General features: G+C 57.0%; 17 protein-coding genes and 1 other RNA gene. 8 read left to right on the forward strand and 10 right to left on the reverse strand.

Translation table 11 applies throughout. The features are described 5' to 3' along the window. Positions 1 to 138 precede the first annotated feature (138 nt). Entirely contained in the window at positions 139 to 867 is a 729-nt protein-coding gene (locus KO492_RS08450) for a DUF1013 domain-containing protein (RefSeq protein WP_216044546.1), read from the forward strand. Positions 868 to 918: 51 nt separating this feature from the next. On the opposite strand, the gene recR is transcribed toward KO492_RS08450, so the two are convergent. From recR to KO492_RS08495, 9 genes are all read right to left on the reverse strand, one after another. After that, complete coding sequence (gene recR / locus KO492_RS08455; protein WP_216044547.1) at positions 919 to 1,515, reverse strand: recombination mediator RecR; 597 nt, start codon at positions 1,513 to 1,515, stop codon at positions 919 to 921. Positions 1,516 to 1,522: 7 nt separating this feature from the next. After that, entirely contained in the window at positions 1,523 to 1,867 is a 345-nt protein-coding gene (locus tag KO492_RS08460; protein ID WP_066602450.1) for a YbaB/EbfC family nucleoid-associated protein, read from the reverse strand. A gap of 31 nt (positions 1,868 to 1,898) precedes the next feature. After that, the gene (locus KO492_RS08465; protein WP_216044548.1) at positions 1,899 to 3,662 is read right to left on the reverse strand and encodes a DNA polymerase III subunit gamma/tau; all 1,764 of its coding nucleotides are present in this window, start codon (positions 3,660 to 3,662) and stop codon (positions 1,899 to 1,901) included. 219 nt (positions 3,663 to 3,881) lie between these two features. Further along, positions 3,882 to 4,925, reverse strand: a complete 1,044-nt coding sequence (rsgA, locus tag KO492_RS08470; protein ID WP_216044549.1) for a ribosome small subunit-dependent GTPase A — start codon at positions 4,923 to 4,925, stop codon at positions 3,882 to 3,884. A gap of 103 nt (positions 4,926 to 5,028) precedes the next feature. Next, an RNA gene (gene ffs, locus KO492_RS08475) (signal recognition particle sRNA small type) lies at positions 5,029 to 5,125 on the reverse strand. A gap of 64 nt (positions 5,126 to 5,189) precedes the next feature. Further along, positions 5,190 to 5,954, reverse strand: coding sequence for an ABC transporter permease (locus KO492_RS08480; RefSeq protein WP_216044550.1), 765 nt, complete (start codon positions 5,952 to 5,954; stop codon positions 5,190 to 5,192). Next, positions 5,954 to 6,748: an ABC transporter ATP-binding protein gene (locus KO492_RS08485; RefSeq protein WP_216044551.1), complete on the reverse strand. Its 795-nt coding sequence runs from the start codon at positions 6,746 to 6,748 to the stop codon at positions 5,954 to 5,956. Before KO492_RS08485 ends, KO492_RS08480 begins: the two co-directional genes overlap by 1 nt. 72 nt (positions 6,749 to 6,820) lie before the next feature. Further along, positions 6,821 to 7,828, reverse strand: coding sequence for an ABC transporter substrate-binding protein (locus tag KO492_RS08490; protein ID WP_216044552.1), 1,008 nt, complete (start codon positions 7,826 to 7,828; stop codon positions 6,821 to 6,823). 188 nt (positions 7,829 to 8,016) lie between these two features. After that, positions 8,017 to 9,993: a bifunctional 2',3'-cyclic-nucleotide 2'-phosphodiesterase/3'-nucleotidase gene (locus KO492_RS08495; protein WP_216044553.1), complete on the reverse strand. Its 1,977-nt coding sequence runs from the start codon at positions 9,991 to 9,993 to the stop codon at positions 8,017 to 8,019. A 262-nt stretch (positions 9,994 to 10,255) separates the two neighbouring features. Here KO492_RS08495 and nudC point away from each other — a divergent pair, with 262 nt between their 5' ends. Continuing rightward, positions 10,256 to 11,203 (forward strand): NAD(+) diphosphatase, encoded by a 948-nt coding sequence (gene nudC, locus KO492_RS08500; protein WP_216044554.1) that lies wholly within the window; start codon positions 10,256 to 10,258, stop codon positions 11,201 to 11,203. 39 nt (positions 11,204 to 11,242) lie between these two features. After that, positions 11,243 to 11,716, forward strand: a complete 474-nt coding sequence (locus KO492_RS08505; protein ID WP_216044555.1) for an SRPBCC family protein — start codon at positions 11,243 to 11,245, stop codon at positions 11,714 to 11,716. A gap of 27 nt (positions 11,717 to 11,743) precedes the next feature. Here the strand turns inward: KO492_RS08505 and KO492_RS08510 are convergent, their stop codons facing one another. After that, positions 11,744 to 12,574, reverse strand: a complete 831-nt coding sequence (locus KO492_RS08510; RefSeq protein ID WP_216044556.1) for a prephenate dehydratase — start codon at positions 12,572 to 12,574, stop codon at positions 11,744 to 11,746. Between the two features lie 123 nt (positions 12,575 to 12,697). Here KO492_RS08510 and KO492_RS08515 point away from each other — a divergent pair, with 123 nt between their 5' ends. The 5 genes from KO492_RS08515 to KO492_RS08535 all read left to right on the forward strand — a co-directional run bounded on the left by KO492_RS08515 (position 12,698) and on the right by KO492_RS08535 (position 19,122). Then, the gene (locus KO492_RS08515) at positions 12,698 to 13,216 is read left to right on the forward strand and encodes a c-type cytochrome (RefSeq protein WP_216044557.1); all 519 of its coding nucleotides are present in this window, start codon (positions 12,698 to 12,700) and stop codon (positions 13,214 to 13,216) included. Between the two features lie 179 nt (positions 13,217 to 13,395). Next, positions 13,396 to 15,267, forward strand: a complete 1,872-nt coding sequence (locus tag KO492_RS08520) for an extracellular solute-binding protein (RefSeq protein ID WP_216044558.1) — start codon at positions 13,396 to 13,398, stop codon at positions 15,265 to 15,267. Between the two features lie 50 nt (positions 15,268 to 15,317). Beyond that, entirely contained in the window at positions 15,318 to 16,415 is a 1,098-nt protein-coding gene (locus KO492_RS08525) for a microcin C ABC transporter permease YejB (protein WP_216044559.1), read from the forward strand. Further along, positions 16,412 to 17,518: an ABC transporter permease gene (locus KO492_RS08530; protein WP_216044560.1), complete on the forward strand. Its 1,107-nt coding sequence runs from the start codon at positions 16,412 to 16,414 to the stop codon at positions 17,516 to 17,518. Before KO492_RS08525 ends, KO492_RS08530 begins: the two co-directional genes overlap by 4 nt. After that, positions 17,515 to 19,122: an ABC transporter ATP-binding protein gene (locus tag KO492_RS08535; RefSeq protein WP_216044561.1), complete on the forward strand. Its 1,608-nt coding sequence runs from the start codon at positions 17,515 to 17,517 to the stop codon at positions 19,120 to 19,122. The genes KO492_RS08530 and KO492_RS08535 overlap by 4 nt, the downstream gene beginning before the upstream one ends. Positions 19,123 to 19,163 lie beyond the last annotated feature (41 nt).

Below are 19,163 nucleotides of genomic sequence, written 5' to 3' on the forward strand. Positions count from 1 at the left end.
TCTTTCCTCCGATTGCGATCCGCACTATACAGCGCCCAAGTTCCCCGACAACGAGAACCGTCCCCAGCCGGGGAAAGCCCTTTCAGGCGACGGAGAAGGTGTATCCGGGGAGAGCCGCATTTTTAAGGAGTGTGACCCATGGCAAAACCGATTATGGCAAAGGCCACCGCTGTTTGGCTGGTCGACAATACCACGCTGAGCTTCAAACAGATCGCCGATTTCTGTGGTCTTCATGAACTCGAAGTTCAGGGCATCGCCGACGGGGATGTCGCGGGCGGTGTGCGTGGTTTCGACCCGGTTGCCAATAACCAGCTTACGGCCGAGGAAATCAAGGCTGGCGAAGAAAACCCGATGCACAAGCTGAAGCTGAAGTTCAACGCAGCGGCTCAGGGCGAAGAAAAGCGTCGTGGCCCGCGTTATACGCCTTTGTCCAAGCGTCAGGATCGCCCGAATTCGATTCTCTGGCTGGTGAAGTTCCACCCTGAACTGTCTGATGGTCAAATTGCGAAACTGGTGGGCACCACCAAGCCGACGATCCAGTCGATTCGCGAGCGCACGCACTGGAATATCGCCAATATGCAGCCGATCGATCCGGTGGCGCTGGGCCTGTGTAAGCAGTCCGAATTGGACGCAGCCGTGCAGAAAGCCGCGAAAAACCGCGAAGCGAATATGACAGATGACGAGCGTCGCAAACTTCTGTCCACCGAAGATTCCCTGTCTGCCGAGGCGGAACCCAGAATCCCGACCGCGATTTCCGGGCTGGAAGGCTTCTCTCTGTCGCGTGATGATGAGGAAAAAGAAGACAAGGTGCCCGACGCGGACAGCTTCTTCAACTTGCCGGACAATAGCGACGAAGACGACGAGTAATCTCGGTCACAGTCAAATCAGATGGCCCGGAGCGCAAGTTCCGGGCTTTTTCTATGAGAGGCTCTTGCGGGCGGTGAGGGCGGCGGTGATTGTGCCGTCGTCAAGATAATCCAACTCGCCCCCCACAGGCACGCCCTGCGCCAAAGAGGTAACCGAACATCGTCCGGCGAGTTCATCGGCAATATAATGCGCGGTGGTTTGGCCATCGACGGTCGCGCCTAGCGCGAGGATGACTTCGCCGATGTTTTCCTCTGCTACGCGTTGCACCAGAAGGGGAATGCGAAGGTCTTCCGGGCCGATTGCATCCAGCGCGGAAAGCGTACCGCCCAGCACATGATACCGCCCTTTGAACACGCCGGAGCGCTCCATCGCCCAGAGGTCGGAGACGTCTTCAACCACACAAATTTCGCCATTTGCACGGCGGTCGTCGGTGCAAATATCACACAGGTCGGCAGTGCCGATATTGCCGCAATGGACACATTCGCGGGCGCTGTCGGCGACTTGCTGCATGGCTTGGGCAAGAGGCTGCATCAGGCGTCCGCGTTTCTGGATGAGGTGCAAGACAGCACGGCGCGCCGACCGCGGGCCAAGCCCCGGCAAACGCGCCATCAGATCAATCAGATCTTCTATGTCCTGCCGACCACTCACGGGCTGGTCAGAACGGCATTTTGAAATCAGCCGGAAGGCCGAGACCCTCGGTCAGGGATTTCATTTCTTCTTCGGACTTTTCGGCCGCTTTGGCTTGTGCGTCCTTGATCGCGGCGAGGATCAGATCCTCGACCACTTCCTTCTCGTCCGGATGGAAAATCGACGGGTCGATGTCGAGCGCAGTCAGCTTGCCCTTGGCCGTGGCTGTCGCTTTGACAAGGCCCGCACCGCTTTCCCCGACCACTTCCACCGAGTCGAGTTTCTCTTGCAGCTCTGCCATATCCTTTTGCATTTGCTGCGCTTTTTTCATCATCCCGGCCATATCGCCGAGACCGCCAAGGCCTTTAAACATGTTCATGCTCCTGCATCTGTCTTGTGGGCGTTCACTCTTCGAACGGGTCCCATTCATCCTCAACCTCCTGAAGCGCTTCGCTGGCGGCTTCGGAGGCAATCTGTTCCGGTGTGCGTATATCAGTGATTTTCGCGTCGGGGAAAAGCTCGAACACTTTCGCAATTGCCGGATGCTGCTTGGCCTCTTCTTCGAGAGCAAGGCGTTCGGCATCTGCGACCTCGCGGATGGTTTCTGTGCCTTCCGGCGCTTTGGCTATGGTCACGCCCCAACGCTGGCCGGTAAAGGCAAAGAGGCGGCTTTGCAGGCGCTGCGCGAGGTCGGAAGGCGCATCTCCCGCCGGTTCGAATTCGATAAACCCCGGACGGTAATTGGCGATCCGCATATGGGTTTCCATGTCGATTTTGAGTTTCATGTCGCGGTGTTCGCCCACGAGATCGACAAGAGATTGAAAGCTGGTGTAGCGCGCCAAGGCAAGGTCGGGTGCTTGTGCTGTGGCGGTGGCGGCGCCGGAGGACATGGTCGGACCATGCACCGGACCGCGTGGAGCACTCGTGCTGCCTTGCGCATTCACAGAGCTTCCGCCAGCAGGGGCTCCACCGCCAGCAGGACTGGAAGGCGGACGCGGTGGCGGGTTTTGTTCGTTGAGCTTGCGCACGAGATCTTCGGGCATCGGGAGATCGGCCACATGGGTCAGGCGGATGATTGCCATTTCGGAGGCCATCATGGCGTTGGGCGCGGCGGCGACCTCTTCGATGGCTTTCAGAAGCATCTGCCACATGCGCGAGAGCACCCGCATCGGCAGTTTCTCCGCCATGGTCAAGCCGCGGGCACGTTCATCGGGACCAATCGTCGGATCATCGGCGGCATTGGGCGTGATCTTGATGACCGAGACCCAGTGGGTGATCTCTGCCAGATCGCGCAGCACGGCGAGCGGATCAGCTCCGTCAGCATATTGTCCACCCAGTTCTTCAAGCGCACTGGCGGCATCGCCCATCATAATCATGTCGAACAGGTCGAGAACGCGGCCCCTGTCGGCCAGACCCAGCATGGCGCGGACCTGATCGACTGTGGTCTCGCCTGCGCCGTGGGAAATCGCCTGATCCAGAAGCGAAAGCGCGTCCCGTACGGAGCCTTCGGCGGCCCGTGTAATGAGCGCAAAGGCGTCTTGCGCCACTTTCGAGCCTTCTTTCTCGGCAATCGAGGCGAGGTGGTTCATCATCACTTCCGGTTCGATCCGACGCAGATCAAAGCGCTGGCAGCGGGAGAGAACCGTGACCGGAACCTTGCGGATTTCTGTGGTCGCAAAGATGAATTTGACGTGAGCGGGCGGTTCCTCAAGGGTCTTCAGGAGCGCGTTGAACGCACTCGTGGAGAGCATGTGTACCTCGTCGATGATGTAGATTTTATAGCGCGCTGAGGCGGCGCGATAATGCACAGAATCGATAATCTCGCGGATGTCGTTCACACCTGTGCGCGATGCGGCGTCCATTTCCATCACATCGACATGGCGGCCCTCGGAAATCGCCACGCAATGTTCGCATTGACCACAGGGTTCTGTTGTCGGACCGCTGTTTCCGTCTGGCCCGATACAGTTCATGCCCTTGGCGATGATCCGTGCAGTGGTGGTTTTGCCGGTGCCGCGGATACCGGTCATGATAAAGGCCTGCGCAATGCGGTCCGCCGCAAAGGCATTTTTGAGCGTGCGCACCATGGCGTCCTGACCGATCAGATCGGCAAAGGTCTCCGGACGGTATTTGCGCGCCAGCACCTTGTAGCCGGTATTTGTGTCGGTCATGCGCGAGCCTCCTTGAAGCGTTTTGCAAAGAATCTGACGTGCAGAGTTCCGGAAAACGCCGTGCGACGTATTGATGTGGACAACCTCTTACAGGCAGCTCTTGTTTCAAGTCTGCCGCGAAAGGCTATCGTTGTTGCGGCTAAGGTAAGGGCGGGGGCGTGTCCCCGCAACCTGAATTGACCGAATTTGCATCTGGCGGTTGTGGCGCTGTGCGACTGGTTATTCTCCGCGACGGGCCTTTTTTGCCTTCAGGGTGGATTTGACCATTTTGGAAAATTTCCGACCCCGTTCGCGTGCATCCGCAATGGTTTCGGAATTATGGGTGTCCTCGTCCACGAGTTTGCGCCATCGTTCGAGGCGTTCGGGGTCGAGTGTTCCGGCTTCGACCGCACGCTGGACGGCGCAGCCGGGTTCGGTGCGGTGTTGGCAGTCGGAGAATTTGCACTGGGCGGCGAGGTCGGTGATGTCCTCGAACAGCGTCGCGATGCCCTCGGAGGCGTCATGCAGCGCCAGTTCCCGCATTCCCGGTGTGTCGATCAGCCATCCGCCCGCATGCATCCGGTGCATGGAGCGTGCCGTGGTGGTGTGGCGGCCTTTCGCATCATCATCGCGAATGTCCCCAACCGCGATGTCCTCGCCCGTCAATCCGCGGGCAATGGTGGATTTCCCCACACCGGAGGAGCCAACCAGTGCAATCGTCTGACCTGTGCCGCAATAGCCTTCGAGACGGGCGATGTCGTCCGGAGACTTGGCGTTGATCAACAACACATCGGCTCCGTCATAGAGCGCCTTTGCGCGCTCTGCATAGGCCTCTGCTGTAAGTCCTTCGGGTTTGTCGGCTTTGGTGATGGCAATCACGGGGGTAGTCTCTGCCTCGATGGCAATGGCGAGGTAGCGCTCAAGGCGTGCGTCGTTGAAGTCCTGATTGCATGAGGTGGTGATGATGAGCGTATCGATATTGGCCGCAATCAACTGGGCCTGTGCTGCAAGACCGGCGGCTTTGCGCGAGATCACGGTTTTGCGGTCAAGCACACGAATGAGACGTTCGCCATCGGTGAGGGCAAAATCTCCAACCGCCATGTCGGTGGCGACATGATCACCGGTTAATGCAATCTCTTTACGACGAAGATCGGCCGTCAGCGCCACAACAGAGCGGCGGCGCACTCCGGAGAGGCGCACAGGCGTCAGGGTCTCGATTTCGTTGCTATCGAGTTGGTCGGTAAAGAATTGGGACCAGCCCAGATCGGAAAGGGTCGGATGCATTGTGCCACGCTGTCAGAGGGTTTTGCCTATATTGCCGCGTATCCGGCCAAGAACAAGTGGGCATGGCACGTTGTTTCGCACCTGTTGCATCTTTGGGAGAAAGGGTGAGAGGCTGGACAACGACCCAAGCGGGGCTCGTTACGGCTGCTTCCTTCCGGACCTGACCGGGTTGGCGAGGCGCTCGCCCGCGCCAACCTCTCAAGGCGTTACATAGTGATGACAACGCGGATTCGCAAGAGCTTGTGAACTCTTGCGCATATCCTCTCAGCTTTGCGGTCTTTCCGCCCATCCGGCAAAGATTTTCTCAAGCCCTACGACGATGTAGTAAAGCAGGATGCCGAGGAAGGCCAAAGCGATCAATACGGCGAACATCAGCGGGTAGTCCGCGTTGATCTTGCCGCTGTCGAACAGATGCCCCAGCCCCTTGCCGTGCGGCTCTACGATCTCCATCAGGTTTGTGCCGATAAAGGCCAACGTAACCGCGACTTTGAGCGCGCCGAAAAATTCCGGCAGCGTCTTGGGTAGGGCGATTTTCCAGAAAATTGTCCATTTCGATGCCCCCAGAGCGCGCAAAATGTCACGATACTCCGGCTCCAGTGTCGACAGCCCGATGGAAACCGCGACCGAGATCGGGAAAAAGGAGATCATGAACGCGATCAGCACGGTGTTGAGATCATGATGCCCGATCAGGATCAGCGCGAGCACGGGGACAACCGTGGCTTTCGGAATGGCATTGAAGCCGACCAGAAGTGGGTAGAGCGCATCGCGCATGGTGCGTGAAAAGCCCATGATCATGCCGATCAGCGTGCCGAAAACGACTGCGACCAACAGGCCAACGACCGTGCGCCACAGTGTTTGCCAGCCGTAGATCAGAAACAGATTCCAGTATTTCGCATAGGCGGGGATCAGATCAGAGGGCGAGGCCATTTTGTAATTCGGCCATTGGTTCACCCAGACGATGAACTCCCAGAACGCGATGAATAGCACGATGGCAAGGGTCGGAGTGGCGATTTGCTTCCAATGTTTCATCACGCAGCCTCCTCACTTTTGGCGCGGCCTTGGGCGATCTCGATCTGGTGGCGCAGGCGGTGCAGGATGTCGGTGGCCTCTGTGGTGTAGATCACTTCGAGGTCGGTGCGCCCGCCGAGTTTCACGTTTTCGACATGCTGTGTGGTCGCGGGGCGGCCCGAAAGCACAACCACCTCATCGGCAAGATAGACGCTTTCGCGCAGGTCATGGGTGATGAGCACGCCGGTGAAAGGTTCTTCCGCACGCAGCCGGTGCATGGTTTGCCAGAGGTCTTCGCGGGTGAAGGCATCAAGAGCGCCGAAAGGTTCGTCCATGATCAGCACATCGGGCTTGTGGACGATCGAACGACAGAGCGAGGCGCGTTGTCGCATACCTCCGGACAATTCCGAGGGGCGCTTGTCTTCGAACCCTTCGAGGCCGACCAATGTCAGCAATTCCCGTCCGCGTTCCTCTTTCTGGGCTTTGGTCATCTTGTTCGGCACGATTTCGAGCGGCAGCAGAACATTTTGCAAAATCGTGCGCCATTCGAGCAGAACGGGGTTTTGGAATGCCATGCCCACGGTCGCGCGTGGTGAGGTGACTTTTTCCCCGTGTAGCCAGACTTCGCCCTGATCGGGTTTCATCAGTCCTGCGATGAGCCGCGTGAGCGTGGATTTCCCGCAGCCGGACGGACCGACCACGGCGCAAAAATCGCCTTCAGGCACAGAGATATTGAGATCGTCGAGAACGGGCAGGGGGCCGTTTTCGGTTTGATAGGCGTGAGTGACGCCTTTGATGTCTATGAGATTGGTCATGTATCACCTTTTGCCCGCACAAAAACGGGCGCGAGCCGAAAGACCCGCGCCCGCCAAATACTCGCTCCGAGATTACTTCAGCATGCGCGCGTCAGCGGCAGGCAGGTATTCTTCGGTGAAATACAGGCTCGCATCCGGCTCGGCCTTGAATTCATAGACCAGTTTGAGCTGTTCGAGAGAGGCCGCGAGGCGTTCTTCGTCGATGCCGCCCAGACCGTTCTCTGCAACATAATTTGTGAGAACATTGCCTTCGATGGCCAGTTCAAGGCGACGGGTCTCCAGAGCCAGATCGGACGCCGGATTGTATTTCACCAGCGTTTCCGCTGCAGCGGCAGGGTCTGCGACTGCATCTTTCCAACCGGCCGCAACGGCAGTCAGAAAACCGGTTACAGCTTCGGGGTTTTCGGCAGCAAAGTCGGTGTTGACGATGATCGCATTACCGTAAAGATCCACACCGTAATCCGACATCATGATGGTGGAAATGTCATCTTCGGGCACACCAAGGCGTACAAGGTTCAGGAACGAGGAAAAGTTATAGCCTGTCACAGCATCCACTTTGCCTTCGGCCAGCATCGGCTCACGGGTCGGGAAGCCGACCGGCTCCACGGTGATCTTGTCCATGTCGAGGTCGTTCTCGGCGGCAAAGATCGGGAATTGCGCCCATGCGCCATCGGGCGGCGGTGCGCCCAGAACTTTGCCTTCAAGATCTTTGGGCGCTTCGACACCCAGAGACTTGCGGCCAACAATGGCGAAAGCCGGTGCATCATAGATCATCATGACCGCCGTGACGGGTGCGCCGGGGTTTTGGTCGAGGAATTTCACAAGGCTGTTGATGTCTGCAAAGCCGACAGGGAAAGCGCCGGTGGCGACTTTCGGGATGGCGTCGAGCGAACCTTGGCCCGCGGAGATTTCCACGTCGAGGTCTTGATCGGCGAAATAGCCTTTTTCTACGGCTGTGAAATAGGGGGCAGCGGGGCCCTCGAATTTCCAGTCGAGAGCGAAAGGCATCGCGGTCTCGGCATAGGCGGCGGTCGCGCTGAGCGCGATGGCGGCCATAGTGGTGATGGATTTGTTGAACATGAAACTCCCCTGTATCGTTCCTGAAAAGCATGCCCCCTGAGACGTCCTACGGCGAGTTTCGAGTTCACAATTGTGTATACAATTTCGGCAATCGCACAAAAAACGGGCACACGAATGCGTTTTTGCCCATTTGGTAAACAAAAAAAGCGACCACCGCAGGGTGGCCGCTTTCACAAATCAGTGTTGGTTCAAAGCGAAATGCGGAATTGCGCGAATCCGTCAGAACCTTCGCCCGCATCCTCTATGGTCAGCCCTTCGAGATCGGCCAGATGCGCACGCGCTGCGGGTCCGGTCTCGAACAGAACCGTGGTGTCGCCGAGCGGGGCCAGCGACCAGTTGTTATCTGCCGTCGGATTCACTGTGCCTTGTTCGACGATATAGCGCACGATGATGTCGCGGTTGGTGTCCGGCCCTTCAAAAATGACAGTGGATCCATCTGCGCCGGGGAAAGTCCCGCCGCCCCCTGCGCGGTAGTTATTGGTTGCAACAATGAATTCCATGTCATCCGTGACGGGCGCGCCGTTGAATGTGAGGTTGGTGATGCGGGAGGCGTCCGGATTCAAAAGCTCGCCGTCTGAATCGAAACGCGAAGGTTGGGAGATGTCGATCTGATAGTTCACCCCGTCGATCACGTCGAAATTGTAGGACGCGAATGTCGGGTTGAGCAGGAGCTCATCTTTCGCCCCTTTCTCAACATGATTGAACATGCCGGCGGAGCGTTCCAGCCAGCCTTTGAGCTGCGCCCCGTTGATGCGCACGGCGCGGATCGTATTCGGGTAGAGATAGAGATCGGCTACGTTCTTGATTGCCACATCACCGGGCGCAACGTCCGTGTAATACTCCGGCCCGCCACGACCACCTGCTTTGAACGGGGCAGCGGCAGAGAGGATCGGCAGCCCCTCATGTTCGGTGCCTTTCATCATTTCTGAGATATACCAAAGCTGGGCGTTGGACACGATCTGAACCGAGGGATCGTCGGCCACCAGCGCGAAATAGGAGTGTAGCGGTGCTGTTGTCTTGCCGACTGCGCGGCGGACATATTGCAGCGTCTGGTCGTGAATGTCCTGCACCGAGTTCATCACAGGCTCGACGCTTTCCACCAGAGGCGTGATCGAACGGTCTTCGTTGCGCTGGTAGATCGGGCGGGTTTCGACGGAACTGGTGACGACACGCCATTCGCCGCCTTCATATTCGAGCATCAGGTCCATGACCCCCAAATGCGAGCCCCAATAACCGCCCATGACCGCCGGTTTGCCGTGGATGAGACCCTTCTCGCTATCAACCGCTGTAAAGCCGTCAAAGGTCGGTGACGGAAAGACGAGGTGCGAGTGGCCGGTCAAAAGCGCGTCGATCCCCTCTACTTCAGCCAGCGGAACCGAAGCGTTCTCCATGCCTTCCGTGTGGTCGGCGGAGGCAATGCCGGAGTGATTCAGCGCGATGATGATATCCGCGCCTTTCTCTTTTATCTCGGGCACATAGGCGCGGGCGGTTTCCACGATGTCGCGGGCGTCCACCATGCCCTCAAGGTTCTTGCGGTCCCACATCATGATTTGTGGCGGAACAAAGCCGATCAGGCCGACCTTGATCTGATGGGTCTCGCCCGCGCCATCGGTGATCTCGCGGTCAAGGATGATATAGGGCGGAACCAGTGTTGTGTCCTCGCGCGGCGTCGCGCCCATTTCCTTGACGACATTGGCCGAAATCACCGGATAATTCGCACCCGCCAGCGTCTTCATCAAAAAGTCGATGCCGTAGTTGAATTCGTGATTGCCAAGGGTCGAAGCGTCAAATCCCAGCGTATTCATGGCGGTGATGACCGGATGCATATCGCCTTCCTTCATGCCGCGCTCATAGGCGATGTAATCGCCCATCGGGTTGCCTTGCAAAAAGTCGCCATTGTCCAACAGCATCGTGTTGGTGGCTTCGGCGCGCACGTCATTGATATGCGCTGCGGTGCGAGCGAGGCCAACCGTGTCCACCGGCTTGTCTGCGTAGTAATCATAAGGGAACACATGGACGTGCAGGTCCGTGGTTTCCATGATCCGCAAATGGGCTTGGTTGGCATTGGCGCGCGCAGAGAAGGGATGAAGTGCGAGCAAGGCAGATCCTGCAATTGTGCCGGATAGAAAGTCTCGGCGATGAATATGGGTGTTCGGGTGGTCCATCGGGCTTCTCCTTGCTTGGAAACATCGATTTCGGAAACAGTGTGATACGGCCATAGGATCATCACAAGAAAAAGATGTGACAGGGCTGAAATTATCAAGCAAAAACAGTCATCACATTCTGTTCGGGCTGTCTTTCGAGGCGCTATGTGCCTGTGGTTCGGGACGTTTCCTTGTCGCAAAATGGCAACAGGGCGGCGGCGTCCGGGGCGTTGGCATGAAGAGCGGCGTGGTTTGCAAGGGAAACGGGGCATATGGCGAGGCCATGAAACAGAATTTGGTGCCGCTTGCGGGCGGAGAGTTGAACAGGGCCGCGCATCTGAGATTAGATGCAGCGGATTTGAGTGGGCGGGAAGATGCCGTGTTCGTGCCTTACTGGCGTGGGCGGGTGCCTTTGGATGCTGCGGGCGAACTTGCGTTTCTGACTCAAGACGCATTTCCCGAAATCGAGGGGCATGATCTGTTTCTTGGAGTTTTGCCAAGTGGGCAGTCAGTCTTCTCGCGAGATGTCAGCGAGTTGGACGCCGAAGAGACCAAATCGGAGCACGTAGAGGCTTCGCCGTGGTCGCATGTGAGCGTGGAATGTGCTGAACTGCCGGATATTACGTTTTACGATCTGCGGGTTGTGATGACGGAGTTGACGTCTCTGGAGGCAGAGATTGCAGGAACCGCCAGAGGCTTGTTCGAGTGGCACCGCACACATGGGTTTTGTGCCGCATGTGGTGCGCGCACGGAGATGTCTCAGGGCGGATGGCAAAGGGATTGCCCGTCCTGTTCTGCCTCCCATTATCCGCGCACTGATCCGGTGGTGATCATGTTGGTCACTCACGGCAATTCTGTTTTGCTGGGCCGCAATCCCGCTTGGCCGGACCGGATGTATTCTTTGCTTGCGGGGTTTGTAGAACCGGGAGAGCCGATCGAAGCCGCCGTCCGGCGTGAGGTTTTCGAAGAGGCGGGCGTGCGTGTGGGGCAGGTGGATTATGTCACAAGCCAGCCCTGGCCCTTTCCGGCATCGCTAATGCTGGGCTGTCGGGCGATAGCTGAGAGCACGGAGATCACCGTTGATCCCGTCGAGATCGAGGATGCCCGCTGGGTCCGGCGCGAGGAGTTGGCCTGCGCCATGGCCGATCAGCATCCCGAGATTTCCCCGCCAAGAAAAGGCGCAATTGCACAGGTTCTCATGTCCAAGTGGCTTGCGGATTCTTGGGAATAAAGGAATAAATACATTGGGGAAGCTAACAGGTAATCAGGTATGAAATTTTCGACCCGTCAAGATATTGAAGCGCCCGCAGATTTTGTCTTCGGTCACATCACGGATTTCGAGGGGTTGGAGCGTCAGGCCATGCGGCGCGGGATTGATTTTTCCCGCAAGTCTCCGACGCAGCCCCGTGGTGTGGGCGCTGGCTGGACACTCAAAGTCCCGTTTCGGGGCAAGCTGCGTGATCTGGATGCGGAAATCACCGAGTTTGATGCGCCGAATGCCCTGATGGCAATGGCTAAATCCGGCGGTCTCAATATGGAGATCACGACCGAGCTTGTGCCCTTGTCTGCGCAACGCACACGGGTAACCTTTGGCTATGATGTGCGTCCGACGACCTTGTCGGCGCGTATTCTCGTGCAGTCGGTGAAATTTGCAAAATCGACATTGCAGAAACGGTTCGAGAAGCGGGTGAAGACTTACTGCCAAAACCTGTCGGAGCAATACCAAGGGGCGCAGAGGGGCTGAACGCACCGCGCCTGTCAATCGCTTGGTTCAGGCCCGTCGCGGGTCGGCTGGATAGACACCGAGAATTTCCACCATTTCGGTGAAATATCCCAATTCATCAAGGGCGAGGCGGACATTTTCGTCCTCCGGATGGCCTTCGATATCGGCATAGAACTGTGTTGCCGTGAAACCGCCGTCCACCATGTAGCTTTCCAGCTTGGTCATGTTGACGCCATTGGTGGCGAAACCGCCCATTGCTTTATAAAGCGCGGCGGGAATGTTGCGGACGCGGAACATGAAGGCCGTGACCATCTTGTCGGCGCGGCGCGTATAATCGGGCTCGCGGGCCATGATCAGAAAGCGCGTTGTGTTCAGCTTGTGATCTTCGATGTGGCGTTCAAGCACATCAAGGCCGAAAATTTCGCCAGCCAGTTCGGAGGCAAAGGCACCGATGCTTGGGTCTCCCGCCTCCTTAACGGAGCGGGCGGCGGCGGCGTTGTCGGACCAGTTTGCGGTGGCCAGATCATGGTCGCGCAAGAACCCGCGCGCTTGCCCCAAGAGGACAGACATGGCGCGGACGGTCTTGATGTCGGATGTTTTGGTGCCGGGTAGACCCAACAGATTCACATGCACCCGAACAAAGGTTTCGTCGATGATATGAAGCCCTGAATCCGGCAGTAGGTGATAGACATCCTGCACGCGTCCGTAGGTGGAATTTTCGACGGCGATCATGCCGAGATCGGCCGTGCCGGAGCGCACCGCCTCCATCGCATCTTCGAAAGACGGGCATGGAAGGGGATCAAAATCCGGGCGCGCCTCGGTGCAGGCTTGATGGGAATAAGACCCCGGTTCTCCCTGAAATGCGATGCGACCGGTCATTTTCGACCCCTTTTTGTTCGTTTGTACTGCGCTAACTTGTCCAAGCTTTGGTCTTATACCTTGAAATGAAGCATGGGAAGCGGGTAGATATCGCTCGACGAACCTATATGAACGGAACGTAATATGTTCAACACTATGACCCTTACCAAGATTGTGGGCGGCATCTGCGGCACATTCTTGATCTTCCTGCTTGGCAATTGGGCCGCTTCCTCTATCTACGCCATGGACGCCACCGGACACGACGGCGAACACGTCCAAGCCTACGTTATCGCCACGGGCGATGAAGAGGTTGTGGAAGAAGAGGTGGTCGAAGTGAGTTTCGAGGAACTTCTGGCATCCGCCGACGCCGGAAAAGGCGAGAAAGTCTTTGGCAAGTGCAGAGCCTGTCACAAAGTTGATGGTTCCAATAGCACTGGACCGCATCTCGATGGTGTGTTCGGGCGCGAACTGGCTTCGGTCGATGGCTTTGCTTATTCTGATGCGATGTCTTCGCATGGCGGTGCTTGGGATGCAGAGGCTCTGAACGTCTATCTGACCAGCCCGAAAGATGCGATTCCCGGCAACAAAATGTCCTTTGCCGGTCTGAAGAAAATTGAAGATCGTGCAAATCTGGTGGCCTATCTCCAGTCGATCTCCGGCTGAACGGCCAACACATAGACTTGACGAGACCCCCATCGGCCGCACCGGTGGGGGTTTTGTTTGTGCACAGCCCCGAGATCACGGAAATTCGAGCGTATGTAACTTGCATCTTGAGGCTGTGGCACATTACCGTCACCCCAAGTAGAAACTGACCAATCGCCTCGGTTACCGGAGACATGAATATGATCCAACGCCCTTTCGCCCGCGTCTTTGCACCTGTTTTGGCAACGCTTGGCCTTTTGTCGGGAGGCGCATGGGCACAAGAGCCGGAGATCATCACCTCGACGTGGTATTCCGACTGGAACGAAGCGAAATATGCCGAACCCTTCGATCATCTTGAGTATGTGAATCCGGACGCTCCGAAAGGCGGCGAGATTTCTATCGGTATGGTCGGGACATTTGACAGTCTGAACCCGTTTTCCACCCTGTCGGGAACACCCGCGGCCTTGTCATCGTCCATGTATGAACGCCTTATGACCTCGACTGCGGATGAATATAAGGCGGTGAGTTATTGCCTGTTATGCGAAACAATTGAATATCCGGAGAGCAAGGACTGGGTGATTTTCCACCTGCGTGATGATGTCACCTTCTCCGACGGCACACCGATGACCGCCGAAGACGTCGTTTTTACCCACAATAAATTCATCGCCGAAGGAACACCGTCATGGCGCGCAGGCGTGTCTGCTATGATCAAATCGGTTGAGGCGCTGGACGCGCATACGGTGAAATTTACGTTCCAGCCGGACATCCCGCGCAGTGGTCTGATCGGTCAGGCCGGAGCGACAATCGTCATGAAGAAGGCATGGTTCGACGAAACCGGCGCGCGTCTGGATGAAAAACGCTACGAAACCCCGCCGGGGACCGCGCCCTATATGTTGACGGCCTATGATGCGGGCCAGTGGGTCGAATACAAACGCAACCCTGATTATTGGGGGGCGGATCACCCGTTCAATGTGGGGCAATACAATTTCGACACCATCCGGGTGGTCTATTTCGGGGATACCATCGCGGCCTTTGAGGCGTTCAAAGCCGGAGAAATTACCTTCCGTCAGGAGTTCTCGTCTCTGAACTGGGCCACAGGATATGATTTCCCCGCTCTGGAAAAGGGCTGGGTGAAAAAGGAGAGCCTGCACAACGGGAATATTCCGGGGGCATCGGGCTTTCTCTTCAACCTGCGGCGCGACAAGTTTCAGGACCGCAATGTGCGTCTTGCGCTTGGGATGATGTATAATTTCACATGGACCAATGACACGCTGCAATACGGGCTGTTTTCACAACGCGAAAGCTTCTGGCAGTCGCCGGAGCTGATGGCAACGGGATTGCCCGAAGGCAAGGAGCTTGAGATTCTCGAAGAGGTGAAAGACGATCTGCCCGAAGAGATTTTCACTGAAGAGGCACTCTTGCCCCATACCTCTGGTGAGCGGTCTTTGGACCGGCGCAACATGCGCAAGGCGATGGCCCTGTTGGAGCAGGCGGGCTACACGCCCGGAGATGATGGCAAGATGCGCAATGCTGAGGGAGAGGTGCTCTCCGTCGAAATCCTGCATTACAACCCTTCTTGGGACCGGATCATCAAGCCCTATGTCGAAAACCTGAACGCGCTGGGCGTGGATGCGACTTACAACCGGATTGATCCGAACCAGTATCAGGCCCGCAAGCAGAGCTTCGACTATGATATGATCTATGACGGGTATAACAACGGGTTCGAAGAAGGGTCAGGCTTCCTGCAAAAATACGGCTGCGAGGAAGTGGGCGATATTTTCAATCCCGCAGGATATTGTAACCCCGCTATCGAACATATCGGCGCGGAAATCCTGAAGGCGGACAGCTACGAAGACATGGCCGCTATGGTGCGCGCGGCAGACCGGATCATGCGTTATGATTATTTCATCGTGCCCGCGCATATGAACGACAGCTACTGGGTGGCGTATTACGACATGTATGAACACCCGTCCGAAGATAAAATGCCACCTCTGGCCCTTGGCTATCTAGACTTCTGGTGGGCGAACGCGGATCGCGAAGCCGAATTGCGTGCAGAGGGTGCATTGAAGTAAGAGGGTCCGGAAAGACCGAAGCAGAGATAACAATCCGGTAAGGACGGTTTATGGGAGCCTATATTCTACGGCGTTTGCTGCTGATCATTCCGACATTGATCGGGATTATGGTGGTCAATTTCGCGCTGACACAATTCGTGCCCGGTGGTCCGATTGAACAGGTGCTCGCCAATTTGCAAGGCGAGGGCGATGTCTTCGAATCGATTACAGGCGGGCAGGGTGATGCCATCGGTGCGAAAGATCTGGAGAGCACGGCCTATCAAAGCGAATACGCCGGCGCGCGCGGTTTACCGCCCGAGTTTATCGAGGATCTGGAGAAACAGTTCGGTCTCGACAAGCCGCCTCTGGAGCGATTCCTGTCGATGATGTGGAACTATATGCGTTTTGACTTTGGCGAGAGCTATTTCAAATCGGAGAAAGTGCTGGATCTCGTCTGGGACAAGCTGCCGGTATCGGTGTCTCTGGGGCTTTGGGCGACGCTGATTTCCTATCTCGTGTCCATTCCGCTTGGCATCCGCAAGGCGGTGAAGGACGGATCGCAATTCGACACATGGACCTCCGGCATCATCATCGCAGCCTATGCGATTCCCGGATTCCTGTTCGCAATCATGCTTTTGGTGCTCTTTGCTGGGGGCTCTTATTGGCAGATTTTCCCGCTGCGTGGCCTGACCTCACCCAACTGGGACGAGTTGTCGCTTCTGGGCAAGATCGGGGACTATTTCTGGCATATCACCCTGCCTGTGGTGGCTTCTGTGATCTCGTCTTTCGCAACACTAACGCTTTTGACGAAGAACTCTTTTCTCGACGAAATCCGCAAACAATATGTGGTGACGGCCAAGGCCAAGGGGCTGCCCGAAAGCCGTGTTCTCTATGGTCATGTGTTCCGCAATGCGATGATGATCGTGATCGCAGGCTTTCCGGGACTGTTCCTCGGGGTCTTTTTCGGCGGTTCGGTGATTATTGAAACGCTGTTCTCTTTGGATGGCTTGGGCCGCATGGGATATGAGGCCGCACTCGCCCGCGACTATCCGGTGATCTTCGGGACGTTGTTCTTTTTCGGTCTCATCGGTTTGCTCATCGGCATCCTTTCGGACCTGATGTATGTCTTCGTGGATCCGCGTATCGACTTTGAGCGGAGGGATACATGAGACTGTCCGAACTCAACCGCCGACGCTGGCGGAATTTCAAATCGAACCGGCGCTCCTATTGGTCGCTGATTATCTTCTCGATCCTGTTCGGCCTCTCGCTCTTTGCCGAGTTTCTGGCGAATGACAAACCGATCCTCGTGCAATATCGCGGCAGCTACTACACGCCGATCTTCAAATTCTATCCCGAGACGGAGTTTGGCGGTGATTTCAGGACGGAAGCCGTTTACCGCTATCCCGAAGTGCAATGTCTCATCGAAACGGGTGGTCTGGTGGACTGTTTCGACGATCCCGAAGGCTATATCGAAGACGCGCAAGACGGCGAGATCAATGGCGAGAAGATCGAGAAAGGCTGGATGCTCTGGCCGCCCATTCGCTATTCCTTCAACACCCAAGTCGAGGGACCGGGAGCCGCGCCATCACCGCCCACTTCGCAGAACTGGCTGGGCACGGATGACACCAAGCGCGATGTGGTCGCGCGGGTGATCTATGGCTTCCGCCTGTCGATCTTTTTCACACTTGTGGTCTCCGTCGCGTCGTCTCTCGTCGGGGTTGTTGCAGGCGCCATTCAGGGCTTTTTCGGTGGCCGCACGGATTTGATTTTCCAACGTGTGCTGGAAATCTGGGGGGCGATGCCCTCGCTCTATGTGATCATCATTCTCTTTGCCATTCTGGGGCGAAGTTTCTGGCTCTTGGTCTTTGTCACTATTCTGTTCGGCTGGACCGCTCTGGTCGGGGTGGTGCGTGCCGAATTCCTGCGGGCGCGGAATTTCGAATATATTCGTGCGGCGCGAGCTTTGGGGGTTGGAAGCTGGACCATCATGTTCCGCCACATGCTGCCCAATGCGATGGTTGCGACGCTGACTATGCTGCCTTTCATCGTGACGGGAAATATCGGCACGCTGGCCGCGCTGGACTTTCTGGGGTTCGGCTTGCCAAGCTCTTACCCCTCTCTGGGCGAGTTGACTCTACAGGCCAAACAGAACCTTCAGGCCCCGTGGCTCGGTTTCACTGCCTTCTTCACCTATGCCATCATGCTCTCGCTTCTGGTCTTCATTTTCGAAGGCGTGCGGGATGCGTTTGATCCAAGGAAAACCTTTCGATGAGCCTTTTGGAATATAAAGACCTGCGTGTGGGATTCCAGCAGGACGGTCAGACTGTCGAGGCGGTGAAAGGCGTGAGCTTTTCCATCGAGAAGGGCGAAACCGTGGCGCTTGTGGGTGAATCCGGCTCCGGCAAATCCGTGACCGCGCTGTCCTGTGTGAACCTCTTGCCGGACACTTCCGTGACCACCGGCTCGATCACCTATCAGGGCCAAGAGCTTGTGGGGGCTTCCGAGAAAGCTCTACGCAAGCTCAGGGGCAATGACATCAGCTTTATTTTCCAAGAGCCGATGACCTCGCTCAACCCGCTGCATACGCTGGAAAAGCAGTTGTCCGAGGTTTTGCTGATCCACCACGGAATGACCGGAGAGCCTGCTCGCCAGCGGGTGATCGAACTGCTCACTCAGGTCGGTATCCATGAACCGGAAAGCCGCCTTAAAGATTACCCGCACCAGCTCTCTGGCGGGCAGCGGCAGCGGATCATGATTGCTATGGCGCTTGCGAACCGGCCCGACCTGTTGATCGCGGACGAGCCGACCACGGCGCTTGATGTGACCATTCAAGCGCAGATTCTCGAACTCTTGCGTGATCTGAAAAGCGAACTGGGCATGTCCATGCTCTTCATCACCCACGATCTCAACATCGTGCGCAAAATCGCGGATCGGGTCTGTGTGATGAAGGATGGTGAAATCGTCGAGACCGGCGTGACGGCGGAAATTTTCGACAGTCCGCAGCACCCTTACACGCAAATGCTTCTGGCCGCTGAGGCCACCGGTCAGCCTGCCCCCGTGCCTGAAGGCGCAGAGGTCGTGGCCGAGACCAAGGATTTGCGTATCTGGTTCCCGATCCAGCGCGGTTTCCTGCGCAAAACTGTGGGCCATGTGAAGGCCGTGAATGCCGCGACACTTTCGGTGCGCGAGGGAGAGACCATTGGCATCGTCGGGGAATCCGGCTCGGGAAAAACCACGCTTGCGCTGGCCATGATGCGGCTGATTTCGTCGCAAGGGCCTGTGGTGGTGTTGGGCAAAGACATTCAGGGCTGGTCCAATCGTCAGTTGCGCGCGATGCGGGCGGATATGCAGATCGTGTTTCAGGATCCCTATGGCTCTTTGTCGCCCCGTATGACGGTGGAGCAGATCATAGCCGAGGGTCTGGGTGTGCATCACGTGGAGGGCTATGCCTCGAAAGAGCAGGCTGTGATCGACATTATGCGCGAGGTTGGTCTCGATTCAGAGACGCGCCACCGGTATCCACATGAGTTTTCCGGCGGTCAGCGACAGAGGATTGCTATTGCGCGTGCCATGATTCTGCGCCCGCGCCTGTTGGTGCTGGATGAGCCGACATCGGCGCTCGATATGACGGTTCAGGTGCAAATTGTGGAACTGTTGCGCCGTCTTCAGGTGAGCCACAAGCTCGCCTATCTCTTCATCTCCCATGACCTGCGCGTGGTGCGGGCGCTGTCTCACAAGGTGCTTGTGATGAAGCGCGGGGATGTGGTCGAGGCGGGTTCGGCCGAAGAGATTTTCAATGCGCCGAAAGAACCCTACACCCGCGCGCTCGTCAGTGCTGCGCTGGATTTGAAGGTGGAAGAGGGGGCGGGGGTCTAATCGCCACCTGCTTCTTTTGCGATCCTGACTGTGTGCGTGTT

Origin of the sequence: Celeribacter halophilus (assembly GCF_018860305.1) — a bacterium.
Lineage (GTDB): Bacteria > Pseudomonadota > Alphaproteobacteria > Rhodobacterales > Rhodobacteraceae > Celeribacter > Celeribacter halophilus_A.